The following is a 21,002-nucleotide window of genomic DNA, read 5'->3' on the forward strand; positions in this document are numbered from 1 at the left end:
GCTCCCACGGCTGATCGCCTCAGATCTCGACGGCACCCTGCTCCGCAACGACGGCACCCTCTCCCCGCGCACGCTGCGCGCCCTGCGCACGGCCGAGGACGCCGGCACGGAGATCGTCATCGTCACCGCCAGACCGCCCCGGTTCGTCGACCGGCTCGCCGAGGCCACCGGCCTCGTGGGCACGGCGGTGTGCAGCAACGGGGCCCTCGTGTACGACATCGGCACCCGCACCGTCGTCTCCTCCCGCGTCCTTCCCCTGACCACCGCCCAGCGGGTCGCCACCGCACTGGCCGCCGCCGTGCCCGGGGTGGGCTTCGCCCTGGAGACCGGCAACCAGGTGCTGTACGAACCGTCCTACCGGCTGCGCATGTCCGAGGACGCCGGCGCCGAGCTCCCCGTACCGACCCTCGCCGACCTCTGGCTGACCGAGGCCCCCGTCACCAAACTGCTCGCCTGGTCGGACCGGCTCGACGCCGACACCCTGCTGGCGGCGGCCCGGCAGGGCTCGGGCGACGAGGTGCAGCTCACCCACTCGGGCGGACGCGGACTGCTGGAGATCAGCGCCCCCGGCGTCACCAAGGCCGGTACCCTCGCGGTCCTGTGCGCCGCACGGGGCATCGACGCCACCGAGGTCATCGCCTTCGGTGACATGCCCAACGACCTCACCGTCCTCGCCTGGGCGGGCACCGGATACGCCATGGCCAACGCCCACCCGTCCGTGCTCGCCGCCGTGCCGGCCCACACCGCCACCAACGAGGAGGACGGCGTCGCCGACGTCATCGAGCGGCTGTTCGCAGGGCAGCGGGTCCGGCCGGAGGCGGCCGTCTGACAGCGGGCCCGGGCTCCCGGTGAGGCGGCGGAAAACGCCTGTGACCGGCGCGCAACGAGGCGGCAACCTGCGCCCGGCACCATCGGTCCATGACGGAGTCCGTGAGCCCCCTGATACCCGCCGCCCCCACCCTCGTCGCCGTCGCGCACGGCAGCCGGGACCCGCGGGCGCTGCACACGGTGACGGAACTCCTGGACCGGGTCCGGGAGCTCCGGCCGGGGCTCGACGTCCGGCTCGGCCACATCGAGCTCGACGAACCCCTCCTCCCGCAGACGCTGGGCGCCCTCGGCAGCGGCGAGGCGGTCCTCGTACCGCTGCTGCTCGGCCGCGGCTACCACGTGAAGCAGGACATCCCGGAGGCCGTCGCAGGCGCCGCCGCCCTGCGCACCCGCACCGCAGCACCCCTCGGACCGCACCCGCTGCTGGTCGAGGCGCTGCACGGCCGGCTCACCGAGGCCGGCTGGCGCCCCTCGGACGACGGGAACCGCAACAGCGCCGTGGTGCTGGCCGCCGCCGGTTCGCGCGACCCCGAATCGGCCGCCGGGGCCCGCCGCACCGCGCACCTGCTCAGCGAACGGCTCGGCGGGGTGCCCGTCGTGCCCGCGTACGCCTCCGCCGCCGCGCCCACCGTCCCGGCCGCCCTGCGCGCACTGGCCGCCCGGGGCCGCCGGAGGGTCGCCGTCGCCTCGTACTTCACCGCCCCCGGGCGCTTCGCCTCGGCCGCGGCGGCGGAGGCGACCTGGATCGCCGCCGCCCCCCTCGGCGCGCACCCGGCCATGGCACGCCTGCTGCTCCACCGCTACGACCAGGCCCGGGCGGCCGGCGCACCGGCGCACGAAACCCTGATGAACACACGTTTCCTCGCCTCCGCCTGAGCCTCCTTGTCAGTCGGGCGGATTAGTGTCGGCCCCATGGAAGGCACAGACGGCACGGACAGCGCCCACGGCACGGACGGCGCACAGGACAACCCCGGCACGGCTCCCTACGGCGCCGCCGACGCCGAGCGCTGGGACACCGAGCCGGACAAACGGCCGGGGCGCACCGCCTTCCAGCGCGACCGCGCCCGCGTGCTGCACTCCGCCGCCCTGCGCCGGCTCGCGGGGAAGACCCAGGTCGTCACCCCGGGCACCCGCAGCCACGTCTGGGACGCCAGCCCGCGGACCCGGCTCACGCACTCGTTGGAGTGCGCCCAGGTCGGCCGCGAACTCGGCGCCGCGCTCGGCTGCGACCCCGACCTCGTCGAGACGGCCTGTCTCTCCCACGACATGGGCCACCCGCCCTTCGGGCACAACGGCGAACAGGCGCTCAACGACTTCGCCTCCGACTGCGGCGGCTTCGAGGGCAACGCCCAGTCGCTCCGGCTGCTGACCCGCCTCGAACCCAAGCGGTTCGTACGCGACCCCCGCACCGGCGACCTGGTCAGCGTCGGGCTCAACCTGACCCGCGCCGCGCTCGACGCCGCCACCAAGTACCCCTGGCCCAGAGGCGCCCACCCCACCGACCCCGGATCGCCGAAATTCGGGGTGTACGAGGACGACCTGCCGGTCTTCCACTGGTTCCGCAAGGGCGCCCCGCAGGACCGCAAGTGCTTCGAGGCCCAGGTGATGGACTGGTCCGACGACGTGGCGTACTCGGTCCACGACTTCGAGGACGGGCTGCACGCCGGGCACATCGACCCCAACTGCCTCGACGCCGAGCCGGAGCGGCGCGAGATCTGGGCCGTCGCCATCGGACGGTACGTCCCCGCGGACACCGACCCGCAGGAGCTGTCCGACGCACTGGACCGCCTCATCGGCCAGGACTGGTGGCCGCACGGCTACGACGGATCGGCCGTCGCCCAGGCCCGGCTCAAGGACGCCACGAGCCAGCTGATCGGCCGGTTCTGCCTCGCCGCCGAGAGCGGCACCCGGCAGGCGTACGGCACCGGACGCCTCGGCCGATACGGGGCCGAGCTCGTCGTCCCCCGTGAGGCGCGCAACGAGTGCGCGGTCCTCAAGGCCGTCGCCGACCGTTACGTCATGCAGCGCGCCGAGCAGGAGGCGATCCGCGCCGACCAGCGGATCGTCATCGCCGAGCTGGCCGCGGCCCTGACCGCCCGCGCCCCGGAGGGCCTGGAGCCGCAGCTTCGCGCACTGTACGAGGCGGCCCCCGACGACCGCGCCCGCAAGCGGGTCCTGGTCGACCAGATCGCCGCCCTGACCGACGCCTCGGCCCGCTCCCTGCACCACACGCTCACCGCACGCCGAGGCTGAGGGAGCACCCTTGATTCCGGTGTGCGGGCCCCGGTCGGCACACCGGCATGTGACCACGGGGTGTGACCTGATCGGGTCACACCCCCTTTCGCCATCACGCTGCGTGCGGGACGCTCGCAGTTGGCGCCGCGCAGCAAGCACCGAGGAGGCATCAAGTGGTCGACGCACATCGGACGTTCGTCATTGTCGGCGGAGGACTGGCCGGAGCGAAGGCAGCGGAGACGCTCCGGTCGGAGGGTTTCAGCGGCCGGGTCATCCTGATCGGCGATGAGCGGGACCATCCGTACGAACGCCCGCCACTCTCCAAGGGCTACCTGGCCGGGAAGGAGGACCGCGACACCGTCTTCGTTCACGAGACCGCCTGGTACGCGGGGGCCGACATCGAGCTCCACCTCGGCCAGCCCGTCACCACGCTCAACCGCGAAGCCCGCTCCGCGGAGCTCGGCGACGGCACCGTCATCCACTACGACAAGCTGCTCCTGGCCACCGGCGCCGAACCGCGCCGCCTCGACATCCCGGGCACCGACCTGGCGGGCGTCCACCATCTGCGCCGCCTCGCCCACGCCGACCGGCTGCGCAACGTGCTGGCCGCGCTCGGCCGCGACAACGGCCATCTGGTGATCGCCGGAGCCGGCTGGATCGGCCTGGAGGTCGCCGCCGCGGCCCGCGGCTACGGAGCCGAGGTCACCGTCGTCGAACCGGAGGCGACCCCGCTGCTCAAGGTCATCGGCCCCGAGCTCGGCCAGATCTTCACCGACCTGCACAGCGACCACGGCGTCCGCTTCCACTTCGGCGGCCGGCTCACCGAGATCGTCGGCCAGGACGGCATGGTCCTCGCGGTCCGCACCGACGACGGCGAGGAGCACCCCGCCCACGACGTCCTCGCCGCAATCGGCGCCGCCCCGCGCGCGGCCCTCGCCGAGGCCGCGGGACTGGAGATCGCCCCGCGCGAGGAGGGCGGCGGCATCGCCGTGGACGCCTCCCTGCGCACCAGCGACCCGCACATCTACGCGGCCGGAGACGTGGCCAACGTGGCCCATCCGCTGCTCGGCACCCGGCTGCGGGTGGAGCACTGGGCCAACGCGCTGAACAGCGGCCCGGCGGCGGCCCGCGCCATGCTCGGCCAGGACGTCAGCTACGACCGGGTGCCCTACTTCTTCTCCGACCAGTACGACCTCGGCCTCGAGTACTCGGGCTGGGCGCCGCCGGGCAGCTACGACCAGGTCGTGATCCGCGGCGACGCGGGCAAGCGCGAGTTCATCGCGTTCTGGCTGAAGGATCACAAGGTGCTCGCCGGGATGAACGTGAACGTGTGGGATGTCACGGAGACCGTGCAGGAACTGATCAAGGCCGGCCAGCCGGTCGACCCGGACGCCCTGGCCGACCCGTCGGTGCGACTGGACTCCCTGATCTGACCGGTTGCCCCGGTCCGGGGCGCGGGGTTCCGTCCTCAATTGCCGGACGGGCTGGTTGGTGCGGGTGCTCCGCGTTGCGGAGGCGCGGTTCCCCGGTGGGTGGGGGTCCGGGGTCCCTCCGGGGCGTCTCCTCAAACGACGAACGTTCGGCGGGTACGCAGCGGACCCGGGTATCTGTTCGTCGTCCTGCGGGGACTCCCCTGCACGCCCCCGGACCCGGCCGCCGCGCGTCTGCGGCGGTCGTATGGCCGGTGTGCAGACGCAGGTGAGAGTGGGTGGGGGCGTGCAGGGGAGTCCCCGCAGAAAATGGCGTACGACCCGGGTACTTCTTCGTCGTCGGGTGCACACGCCATTTTTGAGGAGTCTCCCCGGAGGGCCCCCACCCCCACCCACGGACGTGACGCGCACCCGCGGGGGGCCCGCACACAAGCCTGTCCGGCGATTGAGGACGGAACCCCCGCCCCGGACCCCGGCAGGCGTGGGTTGTCGTAGCTCACCCGTAGACTTCACTCGTGGCAGGCAGGATCAATGACGACGACGTGAAGGCGGTCCGGGACGCGGTCCCGATCGACGCCGTCGTTTCCGAGTACCTCCAGCTGCGCAACGCGGGCGGTGGAAACCTCAAGGGCCTGTGCCCCTTCCACGACGAGAAGTCCCCCTCCTTCCAGGTCAGTCCGAGCAAGGGCCTCTTCCACTGCTTCGGCTGCCAGGAGGGCGGCGACACGATCGCCTTCGTGCAGAAGATCGACCATCTGACGTTCGCGGAGGTCGTCGAGCGGCTCGCGGCCAAGGCCGGCATCACCCTGCGGTACGAGGAGGGCGGGTACAACCCCTCCCACCAGCGCGGCGAGCGCATCAGGCTGGTCGAGGCGCACAAGGTGGCCGCCCAGTTCTACGTGGAGCAGCTCGACGGCCCCGAGGCCGAGATCGGCCGCAAGTTCCTCGCCGAGCGCGGCTTCGACCAGGCCGCGGCCGCCCACTTCGGTGTGGGCTACAGCCCGGCGGGCTGGGACCACCTCACCCGCTATCTGCGCGGCAAGGGCTTCAGCGACAAGGAACTGATCGCCTCCGGCCTCTCCCAGGACGGCAGGCGCGGCCCCATCGACCGCTTCCGCGGCCGGCTGATGTGGCCGATCAGCGACACCTCCGGCGAGGTCGTCGGCTTCGGCGCCCGCAAGCTGCGCGACGACGACAACGGCCCGAAGTACCTCAACACCCCCGAGACCGCGATCTACAAGAAGTCCCAGGTGCTGTACGGCATCGACCTGGCCAAGAAGGACATCGCGAAGGCCAGCCGGGCTGTCGTCGTCGAGGGCTACACGGACGTGATGGCCTGCCATCTCGCCGGTGTCACCACCGCCATCGCCACCTGCGGTACGGCGTTCGGCGGCGACCACATCAAGATCCTTCGCCGCCTCCTGATGGACAACGGCAGCGCCCGGGTGATCTTCACCTTCGACGGTGACGCGGCCGGTCAGAAGGCCGCCCTGCGCGCCTTCGAGGACGACCAGAAGTTCGCGGCCGAGACCTACATCGCGATCGCCCCGGACAACATGGACCCGTGCGACCTGCGCCTCGCCAAGGGCGACGACGCCGTCCGCGACCTGGTCGAACCCCGCACCCCGCTCTTCGAATTCGCACTCCGCCAGATCGTCGCCCGCTACGACCTGGAGACCCCGGCGGGCCGCGCCGCCGCGCTCGACGAGGCGGCCCAGGTCGTCGCCAGGATCAAGACGGGCAGCGTGCAGCGCGAGGTCGCCGTCCAGCTCGCCGGCTTCGTCGGCATCCTGGACCAGGAGTACGTCGTGCACCGGGTCAATCAGCTCGCCCAGTGGGCGCGTGGCCGGGGCGGCGACCGGGGACCGGCACCCGCCGCCCGAGGCGGCTCCCGGCGGCAGGAGGTCCAGGCGCCCGTCGGCCCCTCCGGCCCCGCGCTCAACCTCCGCAGCCCGGCCCACCGCACCGAGCGCGAGCTGCTCAAGCTCGCCCTGCAGAAGCCCGCCCTGGTCTCCCCGGCGTTCGACGCCTACGGGATCGACGAGTTCACCGCCCCGCCGTACGCAGCGGTCCGCCAGTGCATCGCGGAGGCGGGTGGAGCGGAACTCGGCGTCCCCGAGACGCGCGAGTACCTCGTCCAGGTGCTCGACGCGACCCCCAACGACACGGTGCGCAAGCTGGTCACGGAACTCGCGGTCGAGGTCTTCCACGGCAAGTCCATCGACGAGGCGTACGCGGGCGAGCACCTGGTCAAGGTCCGCCTGCGCGCCGTCGACCGCAGGATCAACGACGTCCAGGGCAGCCTCACCCGCCTAGGGAGCAACGTCGCCCCGGACCACCTGGCTGCCGCGCAGAACGAGGTCTGGGTCCTCCAGCAGTACGCCCAGTCCCTGCGCAACAACGGCGCCGACGCGCTCTGACAGCCTGGCGCCGCCCTTCGCCCCGGTAACCGGCCGGTCACGGAACGAACTCAGAAAGTCCCCGCACGCCCCTCGTGGCGGCTGTGTGTCGTACCCCACACTGGGTGGCGGTGCTAGACCGACCTGCGATCAGGGGGTGGGTGGAGGAGCGGGGCCGGGCGCGTGCAGCTGCAAGGCGGAGGATTGAGGCATGGCGGAGCCATGGTGATCGATGACAACGCCGCAGATGTGCGTGACCGGCCCCGCGACGCCGTCCCCTGATTGCAGGTCGGGCTGATAGTCATCGGAGCGCGGTCCCCACCGAACGGTGGTCCTCCATCCCCGCGATCCGGCAGCGATCACCTGGAGGTCGCCCCCGTGCAGACCCGGACCGTGACCGAAACCGAGCGTGTCCCGGCCATCCCCGCGCAATCCCGGGCCGTGCATCACCCCGAGGCCGCGGCGGACCCGCCGACACCCCCGCCCGCCCCACCGGACCCGCCCGAACCACCCGAGGCGGTCATGGAGGAGCCGGAGCTCCCCGAGCCGCGCAGCCGCCCGGACACCGGCGGACCGTCGTCCGACCTCTTCCGCCAGTACCTGCGCGAGATCGGCCGCATCCCGCTCCTCACCGCCGCCGACGAGGTGGAGCTCGCCCGCCGGGTCGAAGCCGGCCTGTTCGCCGAGGAGCACCTGGCCCGCACCCCGGACCCCGACACCCGCCTCGCCGTCGACCTGGACCGGCTCGTGGTCATGGGGCGGATGGCCAAACGCCGCCTCATCGAGGCCAATCTCCGCCTCGTCGTCTCCGTGGCCAAGCGCTACATCGGTCGCGGACTGACCATGCTGGACCTGGTCCAGGAGGGAAACCTCGGACTGATCCGGGCGGTCGAGAAGTTCGACTACGCCCGCGGCTACAAGTTCTCGACGTACGCGACCTGGTGGATCCGTCAGGCCATGTCCCGCGCCCTTGCCGACCAGGCGCGGACCATAAGGGTCCCGGTCCACGTCGTCGAACTGATCAACCGCGTCGTCCGGGTCCAGCGCCGGATGCTCCAGGAACGCGGCTGCGAGCCGACGCCCGAGGAGGTCGCCGGCCAGCTCGACCTGACACCGGAACGGGTCGGCGAGGTCCTGCGCCTCGCCCAGGAACCCATCTCCCTGCACGCCCCGGTGGGCGAGGAGGACGACGTCTCGCTCGGTGACCTCATCGAGGACGGGGACGCCGCGTCCCCCGTGGAGTCGGCCGCCTTCCTGCTGCTGCGCGAACACCTGGAGGCGGTGCTCTCCACCCTGGGCGAACGCGAGCGCAAAGTGGTCCAGCTGCGCTACGGGCTGGCCGACGGCCGGCCGCGCACGCTGGAGGAGATAGGGCGGATCTTCGGCGTGACCCGCGAGCGCATCCGCCAGATCGAGTCCAAGACCCTCAACAAACTGCGGGACCACGCCTTCGCCGACCAGCTCCGCGGCTACCTGGACTGACGCGCAGTCCAGGCAGCCGCCGGAGCAGGTGCTAGGGCGTGTTCTGAAAGTCCCGCCTGCCCGGCGGCGCCTGGTACTTCCCCGAGCTCTCGGCTTCGCTCGAGCAGGGGAGGCCCCATTGCTCGCCGCGTTGTCGGGATCACCCCGATACAACCAGTATCGGGGCGACCCTCCCCTTGCGATCGCACGCACCAGACGCCTCCGGGCCCGCCCTCCGGGCGGACGACGCTACTTCCGAAACACGACCTAGTCGACCTCGGCGACCGCCTGCGCGAACTGCGCCGCGTACAGCCGTGCGTACGCGCCCTTCGCCTCCAGCAGTTCGTCGTGCGTGCCCTGCTCGACGATCGACCCGTTCTCCATCACCAGGATGACGTCGGCGTCCCGGATGGTGGAGAGCCGGTGCGCGATCACGAAGCTCGTACGACCGTGCGCGAGACCGGCCATCGCCTTCTGGATCAGCACCTCGGTACGGGTGTCGACGGAGCTGGTCGCCTCGTCGAGGACGAGTATCACCGGGTCGGACAGGAACGCCCGCGCGATGGTGATCAGCTGCTTCTCGCCCGCGCTGACGCCCGAGCCCTCGTCGTCGATGCGCGTGTCATAACCGTGGGGCAGGGTGCGGATGAAGCGGTCGGCGTGGGCCGCCCGTGCCGCCTCCTCGATCTGCTCCCGGGTGACGTCGCCCGAGGCACCGTAGGCGATGTTCTCCGCGATGGTCCCGCCGAACAGCCAGGTGTCCTGGAGGACCATGCCGATCCCCGAGCGCAGGTCGTCGCGTGACATCTTCGCGATGTCGACCCCGTCCAGAGCGATCCGGCCCCCGGTCACCTCGTAGAACCGCATCAGCAGATTGACGAGAGTCGTCTTGCCTGCGCCGGTCGGACCGACGATCGCGACCGTGTGACCCGGTTCGACGCTCAGCGAAAGGTCCTCGATGAGCGGCTTCTCGGGGTCGTAGCGGAACGACACGTTCTCCAGGGACACGCTGCCGCGCAGTTCCCCGGGGTACTCGGCCTCGGCCTTCGCCGGGTCGGCGTCCTGCTCCTCGGCGTCCAGCAGTTCGAAGATCCGCTCCGCCGACGCCACCCCGGACTGCACCAGGTTCGCCATTGAGGCGACCTGGGTCAGCGGCATGGAGAACTGCCGCGAGTACTGGATGAAGGCCTGCACGTCACCGATCGACAGCGAGCCGGAGGCGACCCGCAGTCCACCCACGACAGCGATCAGCACGTAGTTCAGGTTCGACACGAACATCATCAGCGGCTGCATGATCCCGCTGTTGAACTGTGCCTTGAACCCGGCCTCGTACAACGCGTCGTTCTGTTCGGCGAAGTCCCGCGCCGACTCGTCCTGCCGCCCGAAGACCTTCACCAGGGTGTGCCCGGTGTACATCTCCTCGATGTGGGCGTTGAGCTTGCCCGTCACCTTCCACTGCTGGACGAACTGCGGCTGCGAGCGCTTGCCGACCTTCGTCGCCACGACCACCGACAGCGGCACCGTCACGAGTGCGACCAGCGCCAGCAGTGGCGAGATCCAGAACATCATCACGAGCACGCCGACGATCGTCAGCAGCGAGTTGATCAGCTGCCCCATCGTCTGCTGCATCGTCTGAGAGATGTTGTCGATGTCGTTCGTCGCCCGGCTCAGCACCTCGCCGCGCTTGGCCCGGTCGAAGTACGACAGCGGCAGTCGCGACAGCTTCGTCTGGATGTCCTCACGCATCTGGAACACGACCCGGTTGATCACCCGGATCGACAGCCGCGTCGACACCAGCATCAGCAGCCCCGCGCCGACGTACACGGCCAGCCCCACGAGCAGCACCTGGCCGATCGCGTCGAAGTCCATGCCCTGCCCCGGGGTGAAGTCCACCTTGGAGAGCATGTCGGCCAGACCGCTGTTGCTGTTGCGCAGGCCCTCGACGGCCTGCTCCTTCGTCGTCCCCGGGTCCATTCCCCGGCCGATGACACCGGCGAACACCAGGTCCGTGGCCTTGCCGAGGATCTTCGGACCGAGCACCGACAGCGCCACGCTCAGCGCGACGGCCACCAGCATCACGTACAGGGTGGCCTTCTCCGCCGCGAAGCGCTTCAGCAGCCGCTTCGAGGAGCCCTTGAAGTCCATGGACCGCTCCGTCGGCGCCCCGCCCGCCATCATGCGTCCGCCAGGCCCGGCCATTACGCGGCCTCCGCTTCCGTCAGCTGGGAGAGAACGATCTCCCGGTATGTCTCATTGCCGTCCATCAGTTCGTGGTGGCTGCCGGAGCCGACGACGCGGCCCTCGTCCAGCACCAGGATCCGGTCGGCGTCACGGATGGTGGACACCCGCTGCGCGACGATCACCACCGTCGCCCCCTGGGTCTCCCGCAGCAGCGCCGCGCGCAGCGCCGCGTCCGTGGCGTAGTCGAGCGCCGAGAAGGAGTCGTCGAAGAGGTAGATCTCCGGCCGCTGCACCAGCGTCCGGGCGATCGAGAGCCGCTGCCGCTGCCCGCCGGAGACATTGGTGCCGCCCTGCGCGATCGGCGCGTCGAGCCCGTGCTCCAGGTCTTCGACGAACGCCTTGGCCTGCGCGATCTCCAGCGCGTGCCACAGCTCCTCGTCGGTCGCGTCCGGGTTCCCGTACCGCAGATTCGTCGCGACCGTCCCGGAGAACAGGTACGGCTTCTGCGGGACCAGGCTCACCGTCTTCGCCAGCAGGACCGGATCCAGCGTCCGTACGTCCGTCCCGTCGACCAGCACCTGGCCGTCCGTCACATCGAACAGCCGGGGTACGAGACCGAGCAGCGTCGACTTCCCGCTGCCCGTCGACCCGATGATCGCGGTCGTCTCACCGGCCCGCGCCACCAGGTCCACCGAGCGCAGCACCGGCTCCTCGGCGCCGGGGTAGCGGAAGTCCGCACCGCGCACCTCCAGATGACCCTGGGCAGAGAGCTCCCGCACCGGGTTCACCGGCGGCACCACGGAGGACTCGGTCTCCAGGACCTCCTGGATGCGCTCCGCGCAGACCTCCGCGCGCGGCACCATCATGAACATGAAGGTGGCCATCATGACCGACATGACGATCTGCATCAGATATGCGAGGAACGCGGTCAGCGCGCCGATCTCCATCCCGCCGCTGTCGATCCGGTGCGCACCGAACCAGACGACGGCGATCGACGACACGTTCACGACCGTCATCACGGTCGGGAACATCAGCGCCATCAGCCGGCCCGTGGACAGCGCCACGTCCGTCAGCTCGGTGTTGGCGCCCCGGAAGCGCTCCTCCTCGTACCCGTCCCGCACGAAGGCGCGGATGACCCGGTTGCCGGTGATCTGCTCGCGCAGCACCCGGTTCACCGTGTCGAGCCGCTCCTGCATCGTCCGGAACAGCGGACGCATCCGCCGCACGATCAGGCTCACCGCGATGCCGAGGACCGGCACCACCGCGAGCAGCACCGCGGACAGCGGGACGTCCTGTCCGAGCGCCATGATGACGCCGCCGACGCACATGATCGGCGCCGACACCATGAGCGTGAACGTCATCAGGATCAGCATCTGGACCTGCTGCACGTCATTGGTCGTACGGGTGATCAGCGAGGGAGCACCGAACCGGCCGACCTCCCGCGCGGAGAACGACTGCACCCGGTCGAAGATCGAGGCCCGTACGTCGCGGCCGAGCGCGGACGCGGTGCGGGCACCGATGTAGACCGCCCCGATGTTGCAGACCACCTGGGCGATGCTGACGACGATCATGACGCCGCCGTACTGGACGATGTAGCCCGTGTCCCCCTGGACGACACCGTTGTCAATGATGTCCGCGTTGAGGGTGGGCAGATAGAGCGTGGCGCAGGTCTGCAGCAGCTGGAAGACGACCAGCAGCGCGATGGGTTTCTTGTACGGACCGAGATAGGCCCGCAGGAGTTTTATGAGCACGCGTGTCTCTCGGAGTCGGCGAGGTCGGGAGTCGCCTCATTTTCGGCCACCGCCCACCGTGACCGCGAACGTTTTTCTTCAAGTCCAGGTCAAAAAACGGACCCGGTCCATAATTCCAAGGCCGGGGCCCCGCCCGAGGCCCGGAAACGTCACCGACAGCACGCGCCTCAGCGCGCGGAGTCGAACGCCCCCGGATGGATCTGGTCCCGCGTCGCCACGTACTGCTGCCGCACCGCCTGCCCGACCGGCAGTTCCTCACCGGGCTCCAGCACCTGGGCCGCGGCACCCTGCCACGCCGGGGGAGTGCGCCCGTCCAGCGTCCCCTGGGAGACGCCGAGCGCCCAGGCCGCCTGCCGGGCCGCACCCAGCGCCGCGTACTGCGCCGGCTGCGGCACGACCACCTGGGTGCCCAGCAGTGCGGGCGCCAGCCCCTGCACGGCCGGCAGTTCGGCGGCGGCGCCCAGCAGGAACACCCGCCGCACCTCCACCCCGCGGCCGCGCAGCACGTTCAGCGCGTCGGCCAGCGAGCAGAGCATCCCCTCGAACGCCGCCCGTGCCAGATGCTCCGGCTTCATCGACTCGCGCCGCAGCCCGCACAGTGTCCCGGCGGTGTGCGGCAGATCCGGGGTGCGCTCACCCTCCAGATACGGCAGGAGTACGAGCCCCGAGGCGCCCGGTGTCGACTTCAGCGCCAGCGCCGACAGCTCCTCCAGCCCTTCCAGGCCCAGCATCTCGGCGGTGCCGCGCAGCGCACGTACCGCGTTCGAAGTGTGGACCACCGGGAGATGCATCCCGGTGGCATCGGCGAAGGACGTGATCATTCCGGTCGGATCGGCCAGCGCCTCGTGGTGCACCGCCATCACCGAGCCCGACGCCCCCAGCGACACCACCGCGTCACCCACCCCGACCCCGAGCCCGAACGCCGCCGCCATCGTCTCGCCCGTACCCGCGGAGATCAGCAGCCCCTCGGGCGTCGTCCCCGCCGCGTCGGACGGGCCGAGCACTTCCGGCAGCGCGGCCTGGCGCCCGAGCGCGAGCTCCACCAGATCCGGCCGGTACGACTCACTGCCCGCCGACCAGTAACCCGTTCCCGAGGCGGCGCCCCGGTCGGTCGTCCGCCGCGCCGGCCGGCCCAGCAGCTGCCACACCAGCCAGTCGTGCGGCTGGAGCACGGCGGCGACCCGCTGCGCCATGTCCGGCTCGGTCCGCGCCAGCCAGCGCAGCTTCGACACGGGCTGCGCCGCCTGCGGCACCGCCCCGACCGCCTCGGCCCAGGCCTGCCGCCCGCCGAGCCCGTCGATCAGATCGGCCGCGGCGACCTGCGCCCGCCGGTCGTTGCCGAGCAGCGCGGGGCGCACGAGATTGCCCTGGCGGTCCAGCGGCACGAGCCCGTGCTGCTGCGCCGACACACCGATGGCCTGCACTCCTTCGAGCAGCCCGCCGGTGGCGGCCTCACCGAGTGAGAGCAGCCACGCCTGAGGATCGACCTCGGTGGCCTTCGCGTCGACGGGATGTGCGGCGTATCCCTGACGCAGTACGGCGCCCGTGTCCGTATCGCAGACCACGATGTGAGTGAAGGCGGATGAACTGTCCAAGCCGGCGACTATGCCCATACATGGATTCTGCCGCACCCCCGGAGGTTTCCCGACCGGTGGTGCGGCAGACGTGGCGTCGGCGACTCAGGTATTGGTCGTTCCCCAGTCGTCCTCGCCGTTCGCTCCGCGTCCGCGCATCGACCGCACCCGGTCCGCCACCGACGACGGCACCTTGTCGCCGACCTTCTCCTCGACCGCGTGGTACGCCTTCCCCGCGAACTCACGGCCGCTCTGGGCCGCCGTCTCGCAGGTGTTGCGCACGGCCGGGTTCTGGGCGAACTGGCGTGCGGACTTCTTCAGCTGCTCGTAACGCTCGCGCCCGGCACGCGTGCCGAGCACGTATCCGAGGGCCACTCCGGCGATGAACGTGAGCCGGTACCGCATGGCTGCCACCCTTCCTTCGCTCCGTGCGACGTGTGCTGCTCGCCTACCCGCGGACGCCCGAGATCACCCCGGGCGATACCGATTGGCAAAGCACCCCCCTGCTTGCGCTAATGTATGTGTCGCAGCGAACGTGCGCCGCTCGGCAGCAGCCAGGCAGGTACGTTCGAGGCAACGCAGCAATCCCCTGTAGCTCAATTGGCAGAGCAGCCGGCTGTTAACCGGCAGGTTACTGGTTCGAGTCCAGTCGGGGGAGCGCGATCCCCTGTAGCTCAATTGGCAGAGCATTCGGCTGTTAACCGGAGGGTTACTGGTTCGAGTCCAGTCGGGGGAGCGGAACGGAAGAGGACCCTCAGGGGTCCTTTTTCGTGTGCCCGGGACCGGCCCACCAGGAGCCCGACACGGTGATGCCGATGGGGCCGGAGTGACTCTTTCGCGTCAACTTCGCGCAACCCGGAACCGGGCAGCGAGCAGCGCGGTCTTCATGGTCATAAGTAGCCGGGCGACCGGAGCGAGAGATCGTATGACCGGCTATGCTGCGGCAGACGGCGCGCACACATGTACGCGCCACGCCGAAACGGGGCGGTAGCTCAGCCGGTTAGAGCAGCGGACTCATAATCCGTCGGCCGTGGGTTCGAGTCCCACCCGCCCCACCGAGCGACCCCGGGCAGAATCGTTCTGACCTGGGGATACGCGTTTTCCGGGGGCGTTTTGCGTGAGGTGTTCGCCTCACGGAGGTGTGCCGCACGTGGGTCTTCACGCGTCGAGGGCGTTTTCTGCACGGCTGTGACCTGGGCTGTTCTGTTCCCGCGGTCGTGGGAGGGTTAACAGCGGTCCCACGGCCGCCCGGGTAAGCGGGTTGACGCCCGAGGGGCCTCGGGCCAGGTCCGGCCGGTTGGCCTCCAGGTTGCGAAACGTCTCGTCGAGGATGGTCTCCGTCCACTTCGCCTGCACGAGGCCAGTCCCCGCGAGCGGATGAGGACGTCGCGGAGGATATTCGGGTAGAGCACGTTCGCGTCGTAAACGGCGACGAAGGCCATCGACTACATCATTCCCATCTCCTGGCCGAGCTGAGTGAGCTCGTCTGCTGCTTCACGACGGCGCCGGTCGTCTGCCTGCTTGTACTCCATGAGCGACGACGCTGTGATTCTGCGGTGCGTTCCGACTGGACGGCACTCGATTTCGCCTGCGTCCAAGAGGCCGATGAGGAAGGGCCGGGACACGTTGAGGATGTCTGCCGCTTGCTGGGTGGTGAGCTCCGCGGTACTGGAGACGATGGACACGCCTCGACCTGCCCCTAGGTGGGCGAGGAGACCGGCGAGGAGCTCGACGGCTTCACGGGGCAGGGTGAGGGGCTCGAGCTCGTTGTCGTCGAGTGGCTTGACGACAATCTGTCCGAGGTCGGGGTGCTCGGTGAGGTAACCGCGGACACGAGTGAGCCGAAGTCACACGCGGTGTGACGCCGATCGACCTCAGAGGTCGGCACACGTCGCTGCACCCGGTTCGCAGGGCCGGCCATCACCCTTGACGATAGGCAGGTGAATGCCTGCATAATGTCGGGTGTGAGCCTCGAAGCAACAGCGATCGACTCGGTGTTCAAGGCGCTGGCCGATCCCACTCGGCGACTCCTGCTCGACCGGCTGCGCGAGCACAACGGACAGACGCTGCGCGAACTGTGCGACCGCCTTGACATGGCGCGCCAGTCGGCGACGCAGCACCTGGACATCCTCGTGCGGGCCAACCTCGTCACCGTCGTACGGCGTGGCCGGGAGCGGCTGCACTACCTGAACCCGGCCCCGATCCACGAGATCGAGGAGCGCTGGATCTCCGGCTTCGACAAACCCCGCCTGCAAGCGATCAGCGCCATCAAGCACCAGGCAGAGGAGTACGCCATGACCAACGCACCCACACCGGTGCCGGACTACGTATACGTCACCTACATCCGCGCCAGTGCGGAGCAGGTGTGGCAAGCCCTGACCGACGCCGACCTGACGGCGCGCTACTGGGGACACGCGAACGTCTCCGACTGGCAGCCGGGATCGGCATGGGAGCACCGGCGAGCCGACGGCTCAGGCAAGATCGACGTGTTGGGCCGCGTCCTGGAAACCGAGCCCCCGACCCGGCTGGTCATCACCTTCGACGACGCCCCCGATGCCCAATCGCCGAGAGAGCCGTCGGTCGTCACCTTCCTCGTCGAACCGCATCAGGACATCGTCCGCCTCACCGTGACCCACGAGAGGCTCCCCAACCAGGAGATGCTGGGCGGCATCTCGGCCGGCTGGCCGGCCGTGCTTGCCAACCTCAAGTCGATGCTGGAGACCGGCGAGGTCCTGCCGCAGGCGCCCTGGGAGATGTCCGGCGCCCACACCTGAGCCGCGCCTCTCAGCCCCTGGTTCATTCCGCATACGCCGCACAGACAGGTGCAATACATGCTGGACACCGGCCCACTCCAGGACGCCTACCGAGCGTTGCTCGACGCCGCCGCCACCGTGGCCAGCGCCGACAACCCCAGCCCCGCCCCACCGGACGGCGAGTGGAACGCCGAAGAAATCCTCGCGCACGTCTCTCTCGTCAGCGCCGCCACCATCGCCGCCGTCGCAGGTATCGCAGCCGGGGCCAACACGACGTACGACAACCGGATCGCCCTCGACGCCTGGACCATCCGGCATACCATCGCGCACGCCGGCGGCAACGCCGGTCTCCGGGACCGCATCCGCGGACAAGTAGCTGCCCTGTGCGCACTCGCCGGAAGTGCGGTGCTCAGCGACGCCGAACTCGGCACCCTGGTGCCCGCCCGGCTCCTGTCCAACGACACCCTCATGGTCGATCAGCCCATGCCGCTGCGCGACATCGTCACTGGACTGGCGGAGGCAGAGCTGCCCGGCCACACCAAACAGCTCCTCGCCCTCCTCCCCGAGCGGGCCGTGACCGAGGCCACGCGGTGACCACGGCACATACAGACTCAGCTCACCCGCAGCTGACGGGGTGCGCCGAATCGCGCGAGCGTCGGTGGCTGCTCACTTCGCAACGCTCGGGGGAGCCCCCGGCCCCGTCGCCCCTCCGTACCCTCACCGACGCCCTGGCCGACTTCACCCCCGACGAACTGCACGTAACCGCCGCGGTAATCAAGCGCACCGCCGACGCCCACCGTGAAGGTGAAGGTGAGCTCGGGTAGGACGCACGGGTGCACACGCCCGGCAGGCGGGTTGCCTACTGCGGTGTCCCCGGTGTGACCACGGACGCCTTCGATGGCGCAGGGCGGTCGTCGGAGCTGCGGCTGCGCGGGCGCCGGGAGCCTTCGCCCGCTCGGGCCCGGACAAGTTCGACAGCAATTACCTGCTTGCCGAGCGAGGGACCGCCCCGCCCGCTCGGCTCGGCGGCGTGGATCACCGCCATGGTCGACGACTACGTCACCGCCGGCGACCGCACCCGTCCTGCTCACTCACTCCGTCACCGGCGAGTCCGGTGACGGAGTGCCGTGGTTGTTGGCCGACTGAACGCGCCTCCACCACGGAACGTAACTATGTCAGGCGAGCCTGGATCGGCCCTTGCCTGTGGAGATCACTGCGACTCGGAGGTGACCTCGGGGTGCCCGGTGCGGCCACCGTGGACTGATCGCGTACCTCTCAGCTGCGCTGCCGTGAGCCGCGGATGGTCGCGGCTCACGGCAGGGAGCTTCGCCCGGCCCGTCCGGTTACCGGCGGGCGGTGTCGGCTGTGATGTGCAGCCGTGCGTCGCCCCAGTCCGCGTGGTCCGAGTCGTTACCGTCGCCGCCGTCCGTCACGCGCAGGGTCAACTGCTGCACACCGGTGACGTCGATGTCGAAGGCATGGGCGGCGTCATTCGGGCCCATGACCTCGCTCGTGCCCAGTACTTTTCCGTCACCGATGACTTCGAAGACCACGGAACCCTTGTCCGGCGTCTCCTCGTCGATGCCGACGTCGGCGCTGAAACGGTCGTAGGTACCACCCAGGTCGACCGTCACCTCGGAGGGCGCGTGCGCGCCGATGCCCTTGTCGTAGGTCCGGTCACCGATACGAAGCGGGCCCCCGTCGCCCTTCGCCGACTCACCGTTGGACGTGTCCCGCTCGACCGGGCCCCAGCCGTTGCTCTCCGCGGAGAAGGGGAGATCGCTGACGTAGTCGATGCCGGGCGGTGACACGAAGACACGGGCCTGCCTCTGCAGACTCAGTTTCGGGGCTGTTGCGCCCGCCGCCGGATCCCGATAGGAGACGGTCACCGGTATCTCCGTCCAGCCGTAGGCGGGCTGTTCCGGCACAGTGATCCGCCAGTCCGCGGTCAGCTGCTGACCGGTGGCCAGCTCGGCCGCTGTCGCTCCCGGCCCCTCCAGGCTCCAGCCCTGCGGGGCCTTCGCGCTGAGGGTGACATCGGTGACCGGACCGGCCTCGTCGATCGTGAAGCTGCCGCCGAGCCTCACCTCCGTGCCCGGATCCGCGGTCTGCTGCTGCGGGTCCACGGTCAGCGTGCCCGAGGGGACACGGCGTACGGGCTCGTCGCAACTGGAGCGGCCGGGCACGGCGCGGCAGACGATCGCGGTGAATCCACCGTTTTCCACCCCCGGCACCTTCAGGGTGTCGTGGCGAGTGAGTAGCCGGCTCTCCCGGACCAGGCCGTCCGAGCCGTCGCGGACCACATCGACGCGCCACTTCCCGCCACTCAGGAAGCCCAGGGGTACCTGGTGGGTACGAGCCGTACCGGCGGCCATCTCACCCAGGAACCATCGGGCCCCACTGCGTCGTGCGAAGCCGGCGCTCCGGCCGGGCGCGCTGCCCTTCAGCAGCTTCGTCTCGTCCCAGACCGTCGGCACCTGTTCCAGGAAGCGGGCCAGTTCGGGGCGGGCCCGGTACTCCTCGATGCTGCCCGCGAAGTTCTGCAGACCCGACTCGAAGATGACGGACAGGGCCAGTTCAGCCGCTTCGGATGTGTTGTGCTCACCGAACTGGAAACCCATCGGGGTGAAGTCCATCGACCCGACGACGTTACGGGTGAACGGCAGCGTCGCGATGTTGTCGGCCCGGACGTCGCCCTGCTCGGCGCCGTGCACCGCCTCCATCGACATCACTTGCGGCCAGGTGCGCTGGATGCCGTTCGGGATCGTGGAACCGTGGAAGTCGACGACGAGTTTCCGCTCGGCCGTGGCCTTCAGTATCTCGTCGTACCACTGATAACGCGCACGGGTGTCTGAGTCCATAAAGTCGATCTTGAGCCCGGCGGCACCCCACTTCTTGACCTTGTTCAGCTGCGCGTCCCGCTCGGCGGCGGTGTCGAGGTCCGTCCAGGGCATCCACAGCAGGATCTTCACTCCGCGCCGTTTCGCGTAGTCCATGAGCTGCGGCATCCAGTCCGTGGTCTTCCAGCCGTCGTCGACGAGGGCGTACTGCCACCCGTGCGCCGCTGCGTAGTCCACGAACTTCTCCTGCGTCTCCAGACTGCGCTGAGCCTCGTTGAACCCGGCCAGCCATGACCAGGCGACCTTCCCCGGTCTGATCCAGGAGGTGTCGCGGATCCGGGACGGCGGCGCCAGGTCGTCGATGAGGGTGGACTCGGTGACGGAGGCGAGATCGCCGATGACGGCGGTGCGCCACGGGGTGGTGAGCGGTCCGTCCGAGTGGACCTTCTTGTCGGCAAGGGCCAACTCATAGCGTCCGGTGCCCTGTTCGTGTACCAGACGGCTGCCGGAGTACCGGCCGTCGAGGTCCGACTCGGCCAGTACGACGTTCTGGTCGCCCACCTGGAAGAGCGCCGGGTAGCCGTACTCGCCGCTGCCCGCCAGGGCTGCGGTGGTCCGGTCGTAGGGCTGTTCGTGAGGGGCGGCGTACGCGCTGAGCCAGGCCGGCGAGGAGGCGGGGGGCTGGAAGGCGGAGGCCTCGTGCTCGATGGTCACGCCGTCCTTGCCGGGCAGCGCATAGCGGTATGCCACGCCGTCGTCGGCGGCCCGGACCACCAGATCGAGGCGTGCGCCGTTCTCCCCCTCGAAGGCGAACCGCGACTCCTTCATGTGGACGGACCGCCGGAGCTGCTTGCCGACGGTCGTCGTGTACTTCTCGTTGACCACCCGGTCGGTACGGTGCAGCAGGTGAAGTCGCGAGGTCAGATCCGCCTGATCGGTGACCACGCCGACGGGTGCCGGTTCGAGGACTGTCCGTCCGTTCCGCTGGACGGAGAAGTCGAGCGAACCGTCGCTCCGGTCGAGCGTGACGACTGCGGTGGGCCCGCCGCGCTGCACGGTCCATGACGTGGCCGCAGGGCCGGAATGCGACGAGACAACGTTGTCAGACAATGCGCTCGCCTGGCCGGCCGAACCCAGGGCAAGTGCGGCACTGACTGCCGCGGCCATCAGTGCCGTGGGGGCGGTGCGCAGGTTTCGTCGTCTCATTCAGTCCTCCGTATCGGAACCGATCAACTACCAACAGCACCGGACGACTTCGCACAGTGCTGGTGCTTGCTTACCGGTCGGAACGAAGCCTGTAAACAGGCTGCACCGGAATCGGTGCAACGCCCACAGTCCATAAAGATCTGGGGTCGTCCAGCATTCGCGTCCGGACCGGTCGAAGATCTGGAGTGATTGAAACGTTCAATGATGCCTGGTGCGATCGAGTGAGGTGGCGCGCCGAGGGGCGACTCGAACGACTTGCTTCCCGTGCATTGCCTGAATCGAAGGAACGGGCTTAGCCTGTCGCACAGTTTGAATCGAATCAACGGCGCCCCCTCATCTCGGTG

The 21,002-nt window shown here is 69.9% G+C and carries 15 protein-coding genes and 3 tRNA genes; 12 read left to right on the top strand and 6 right to left on the bottom strand.

What is annotated here, in order from left to right:
- Positions 1–10: 10 nt before the first annotated feature.
- The 6 genes from ACIBJG_RS05335 (at position 11) to ACIBJG_RS05360 (ending at position 8,374) form a co-directional block, all read left to right on the top strand.
- Positions 11–829, top strand: coding sequence for a Cof-type HAD-IIB family hydrolase (locus ACIBJG_RS05335; RefSeq protein ID WP_399304524.1), 819 nt, complete (start codon positions 11–13; stop codon positions 827–829).
- Between the two features lie 89 nt (positions 830–918).
- A complete protein-coding gene (locus ACIBJG_RS05340; RefSeq protein WP_399304122.1) occupies positions 919–1,704 on the top strand; it encodes a sirohydrochlorin chelatase in 786 nt (261 codons plus the stop codon).
- 36 nt (positions 1,705–1,740) lie between these two features.
- Entirely contained in the window at positions 1,741–3,081 is a 1,341-nt protein-coding gene (locus ACIBJG_RS05345) for a deoxyguanosinetriphosphate triphosphohydrolase (protein ID WP_399304124.1), read from the top strand.
- Between the two features lie 155 nt (positions 3,082–3,236).
- Complete coding sequence (locus ACIBJG_RS05350) at positions 3,237–4,496, top strand: NAD(P)/FAD-dependent oxidoreductase (RefSeq protein ID WP_399304126.1); 1,260 nt, start codon at positions 3,237–3,239, stop codon at positions 4,494–4,496.
- 512 nt (positions 4,497–5,008) lie between these two features.
- Complete coding sequence (gene dnaG, locus ACIBJG_RS05355; RefSeq protein WP_399304128.1) at positions 5,009–6,913, top strand: DNA primase; 1,905 nt, start codon at positions 5,009–5,011, stop codon at positions 6,911–6,913.
- A 357-nt stretch (positions 6,914–7,270) separates the two neighbouring features.
- On the top strand, positions 7,271–8,374 hold the full coding sequence (locus ACIBJG_RS05360; RefSeq protein WP_399304130.1) for an RNA polymerase sigma factor: 1,104 nt from the start codon (positions 7,271–7,273) through the stop codon (positions 8,372–8,374).
- Positions 8,375–8,620: 246 nt separating this feature from the next.
- Here ACIBJG_RS05360 and ACIBJG_RS05365 read toward each other — a convergent pair whose 3' ends face one another.
- The 4 genes from ACIBJG_RS05365 to ACIBJG_RS05380 all read right to left on the bottom strand — a co-directional run bounded on the left by ACIBJG_RS05365 (position 8,621) and on the right by ACIBJG_RS05380 (position 14,264).
- Positions 8,621–10,552, bottom strand: a complete 1,932-nt coding sequence (locus ACIBJG_RS05365; RefSeq protein ID WP_399304132.1) for an ABC transporter ATP-binding protein — start codon at positions 10,550–10,552, stop codon at positions 8,621–8,623.
- Entirely contained in the window at positions 10,552–12,285 is a 1,734-nt protein-coding gene (locus ACIBJG_RS05370; protein ID WP_399304135.1) for an ABC transporter ATP-binding protein, read from the bottom strand. The genes ACIBJG_RS05365 and ACIBJG_RS05370 overlap by 1 nt, the downstream gene beginning before the upstream one ends.
- 167 nt (positions 12,286–12,452) lie before the next feature.
- Entirely contained in the window at positions 12,453–13,898 is a 1,446-nt protein-coding gene (locus ACIBJG_RS05375; protein ID WP_399304137.1) for an FGGY family carbohydrate kinase, read from the bottom strand.
- Positions 13,899–13,964: 66 nt separating this feature from the next.
- A complete protein-coding gene (locus ACIBJG_RS05380; protein ID WP_399304526.1) occupies positions 13,965–14,264 on the bottom strand; it encodes a YtxH domain-containing protein in 300 nt (99 codons plus the stop codon).
- Between the two features lie 180 nt (positions 14,265–14,444).
- Between ACIBJG_RS05380 and ACIBJG_RS05385 the strand changes: the two genes are divergently transcribed.
- From ACIBJG_RS05385 to ACIBJG_RS05395, 3 genes are all read left to right on the top strand, one after another.
- A tRNA-Asn gene (locus tag ACIBJG_RS05385) sits at positions 14,445–14,517 on the top strand.
- A gap of 5 nt (positions 14,518–14,522) precedes the next feature.
- A tRNA-Asn gene (locus ACIBJG_RS05390) sits at positions 14,523–14,595 on the top strand.
- Positions 14,596–14,840: 245 nt separating this feature from the next.
- A tRNA-Ile gene (locus tag ACIBJG_RS05395) sits at positions 14,841–14,914 on the top strand.
- A 390-nt stretch (positions 14,915–15,304) separates the two neighbouring features.
- On the opposite strand, the gene ACIBJG_RS05400 is transcribed toward ACIBJG_RS05395, so the two are convergent.
- Positions 15,305–15,544: a helix-turn-helix domain-containing protein gene (locus tag ACIBJG_RS05400; RefSeq protein WP_399304139.1), complete on the bottom strand. Its 240-nt coding sequence runs from the start codon at positions 15,542–15,544 to the stop codon at positions 15,305–15,307.
- Positions 15,545–15,562: 18 nt separating this feature from the next.
- Between ACIBJG_RS05400 and ACIBJG_RS05405 the strand changes: the two genes are divergently transcribed.
- The 3 genes from ACIBJG_RS05405 (at position 15,563) to ACIBJG_RS05415 (ending at position 17,206) form a co-directional block, all read left to right on the top strand.
- Positions 15,563–15,721 (top strand): hypothetical protein, encoded by a 159-nt coding sequence (locus ACIBJG_RS05405; protein WP_399304141.1) that lies wholly within the window; start codon positions 15,563–15,565, stop codon positions 15,719–15,721.
- A 123-nt stretch (positions 15,722–15,844) separates the two neighbouring features.
- On the top strand, positions 15,845–16,633 hold the full coding sequence (locus ACIBJG_RS05410; protein ID WP_399304528.1) for an ArsR/SmtB family transcription factor: 789 nt from the start codon (positions 15,845–15,847) through the stop codon (positions 16,631–16,633).
- Between the two features lie 57 nt (positions 16,634–16,690).
- Entirely contained in the window at positions 16,691–17,206 is a 516-nt protein-coding gene (locus ACIBJG_RS05415; protein ID WP_399304143.1) for a hypothetical protein, read from the top strand.
- A 749-nt stretch (positions 17,207–17,955) separates the two neighbouring features.
- Here the strand turns inward: ACIBJG_RS05415 and ACIBJG_RS05420 are convergent.
- The gene (locus ACIBJG_RS05420) at positions 17,956–20,658 is read right to left on the bottom strand and encodes a glycoside hydrolase family 97 catalytic domain-containing protein (protein WP_399304145.1); all 2,703 of its coding nucleotides are present in this window, start codon (positions 20,656–20,658) and stop codon (positions 17,956–17,958) included.
- Positions 20,659–21,002: the final 344 nt, after the last annotated feature.

Origin of the sequence: Streptomyces sp. NPDC050422 (assembly GCF_044458665.1) — a bacterium.
Lineage (GTDB): Bacteria > Actinomycetota > Actinomycetes > Streptomycetales > Streptomycetaceae > Streptomyces.

What these genes read in the sequence shown, in the direction of transcription:
- ACIBJG_RS05340 (WP_399304122.1), top strand. Translation starts at nt 919, where the DNA reads ATGACGGAGTCCGTGAGCCCCCTGATACCCGCCGCCCCCACCCTCGTC.
- ACIBJG_RS05345 (WP_399304124.1), top strand. Translation starts at nt 1,741, where the DNA reads ATGGAAGGCACAGACGGCACGGACAGCGCCCACGGCACGGACGGCGCA.
- ACIBJG_RS05365 (WP_399304132.1), bottom strand. Translation starts at nt 10,552, where the DNA reads ATGGCCGGGCCTGGCGGACGCATGATGGCGGGCGGGGCGCCGACGGAG.
- ACIBJG_RS05375 (WP_399304137.1), bottom strand. Translation starts at nt 13,898, where the DNA reads ATGGGCATAGTCGCCGGCTTGGACAGTTCATCCGCCTTCACTCACATC.
- ACIBJG_RS05380 (WP_399304526.1), bottom strand. Translation starts at nt 14,264, where the DNA reads ATGCGGTACCGGCTCACGTTCATCGCCGGAGTGGCCCTCGGATACGTG.
- ACIBJG_RS05415 (WP_399304143.1), top strand. Translation starts at nt 16,691, where the DNA reads ATGCTGGACACCGGCCCACTCCAGGACGCCTACCGAGCGTTGCTCGAC.
- ACIBJG_RS05420 (WP_399304145.1), bottom strand. Translation starts at nt 20,658, where the DNA reads ATGAGACGACGAAACCTGCGCACCGCCCCCACGGCACTGATGGCCGCG.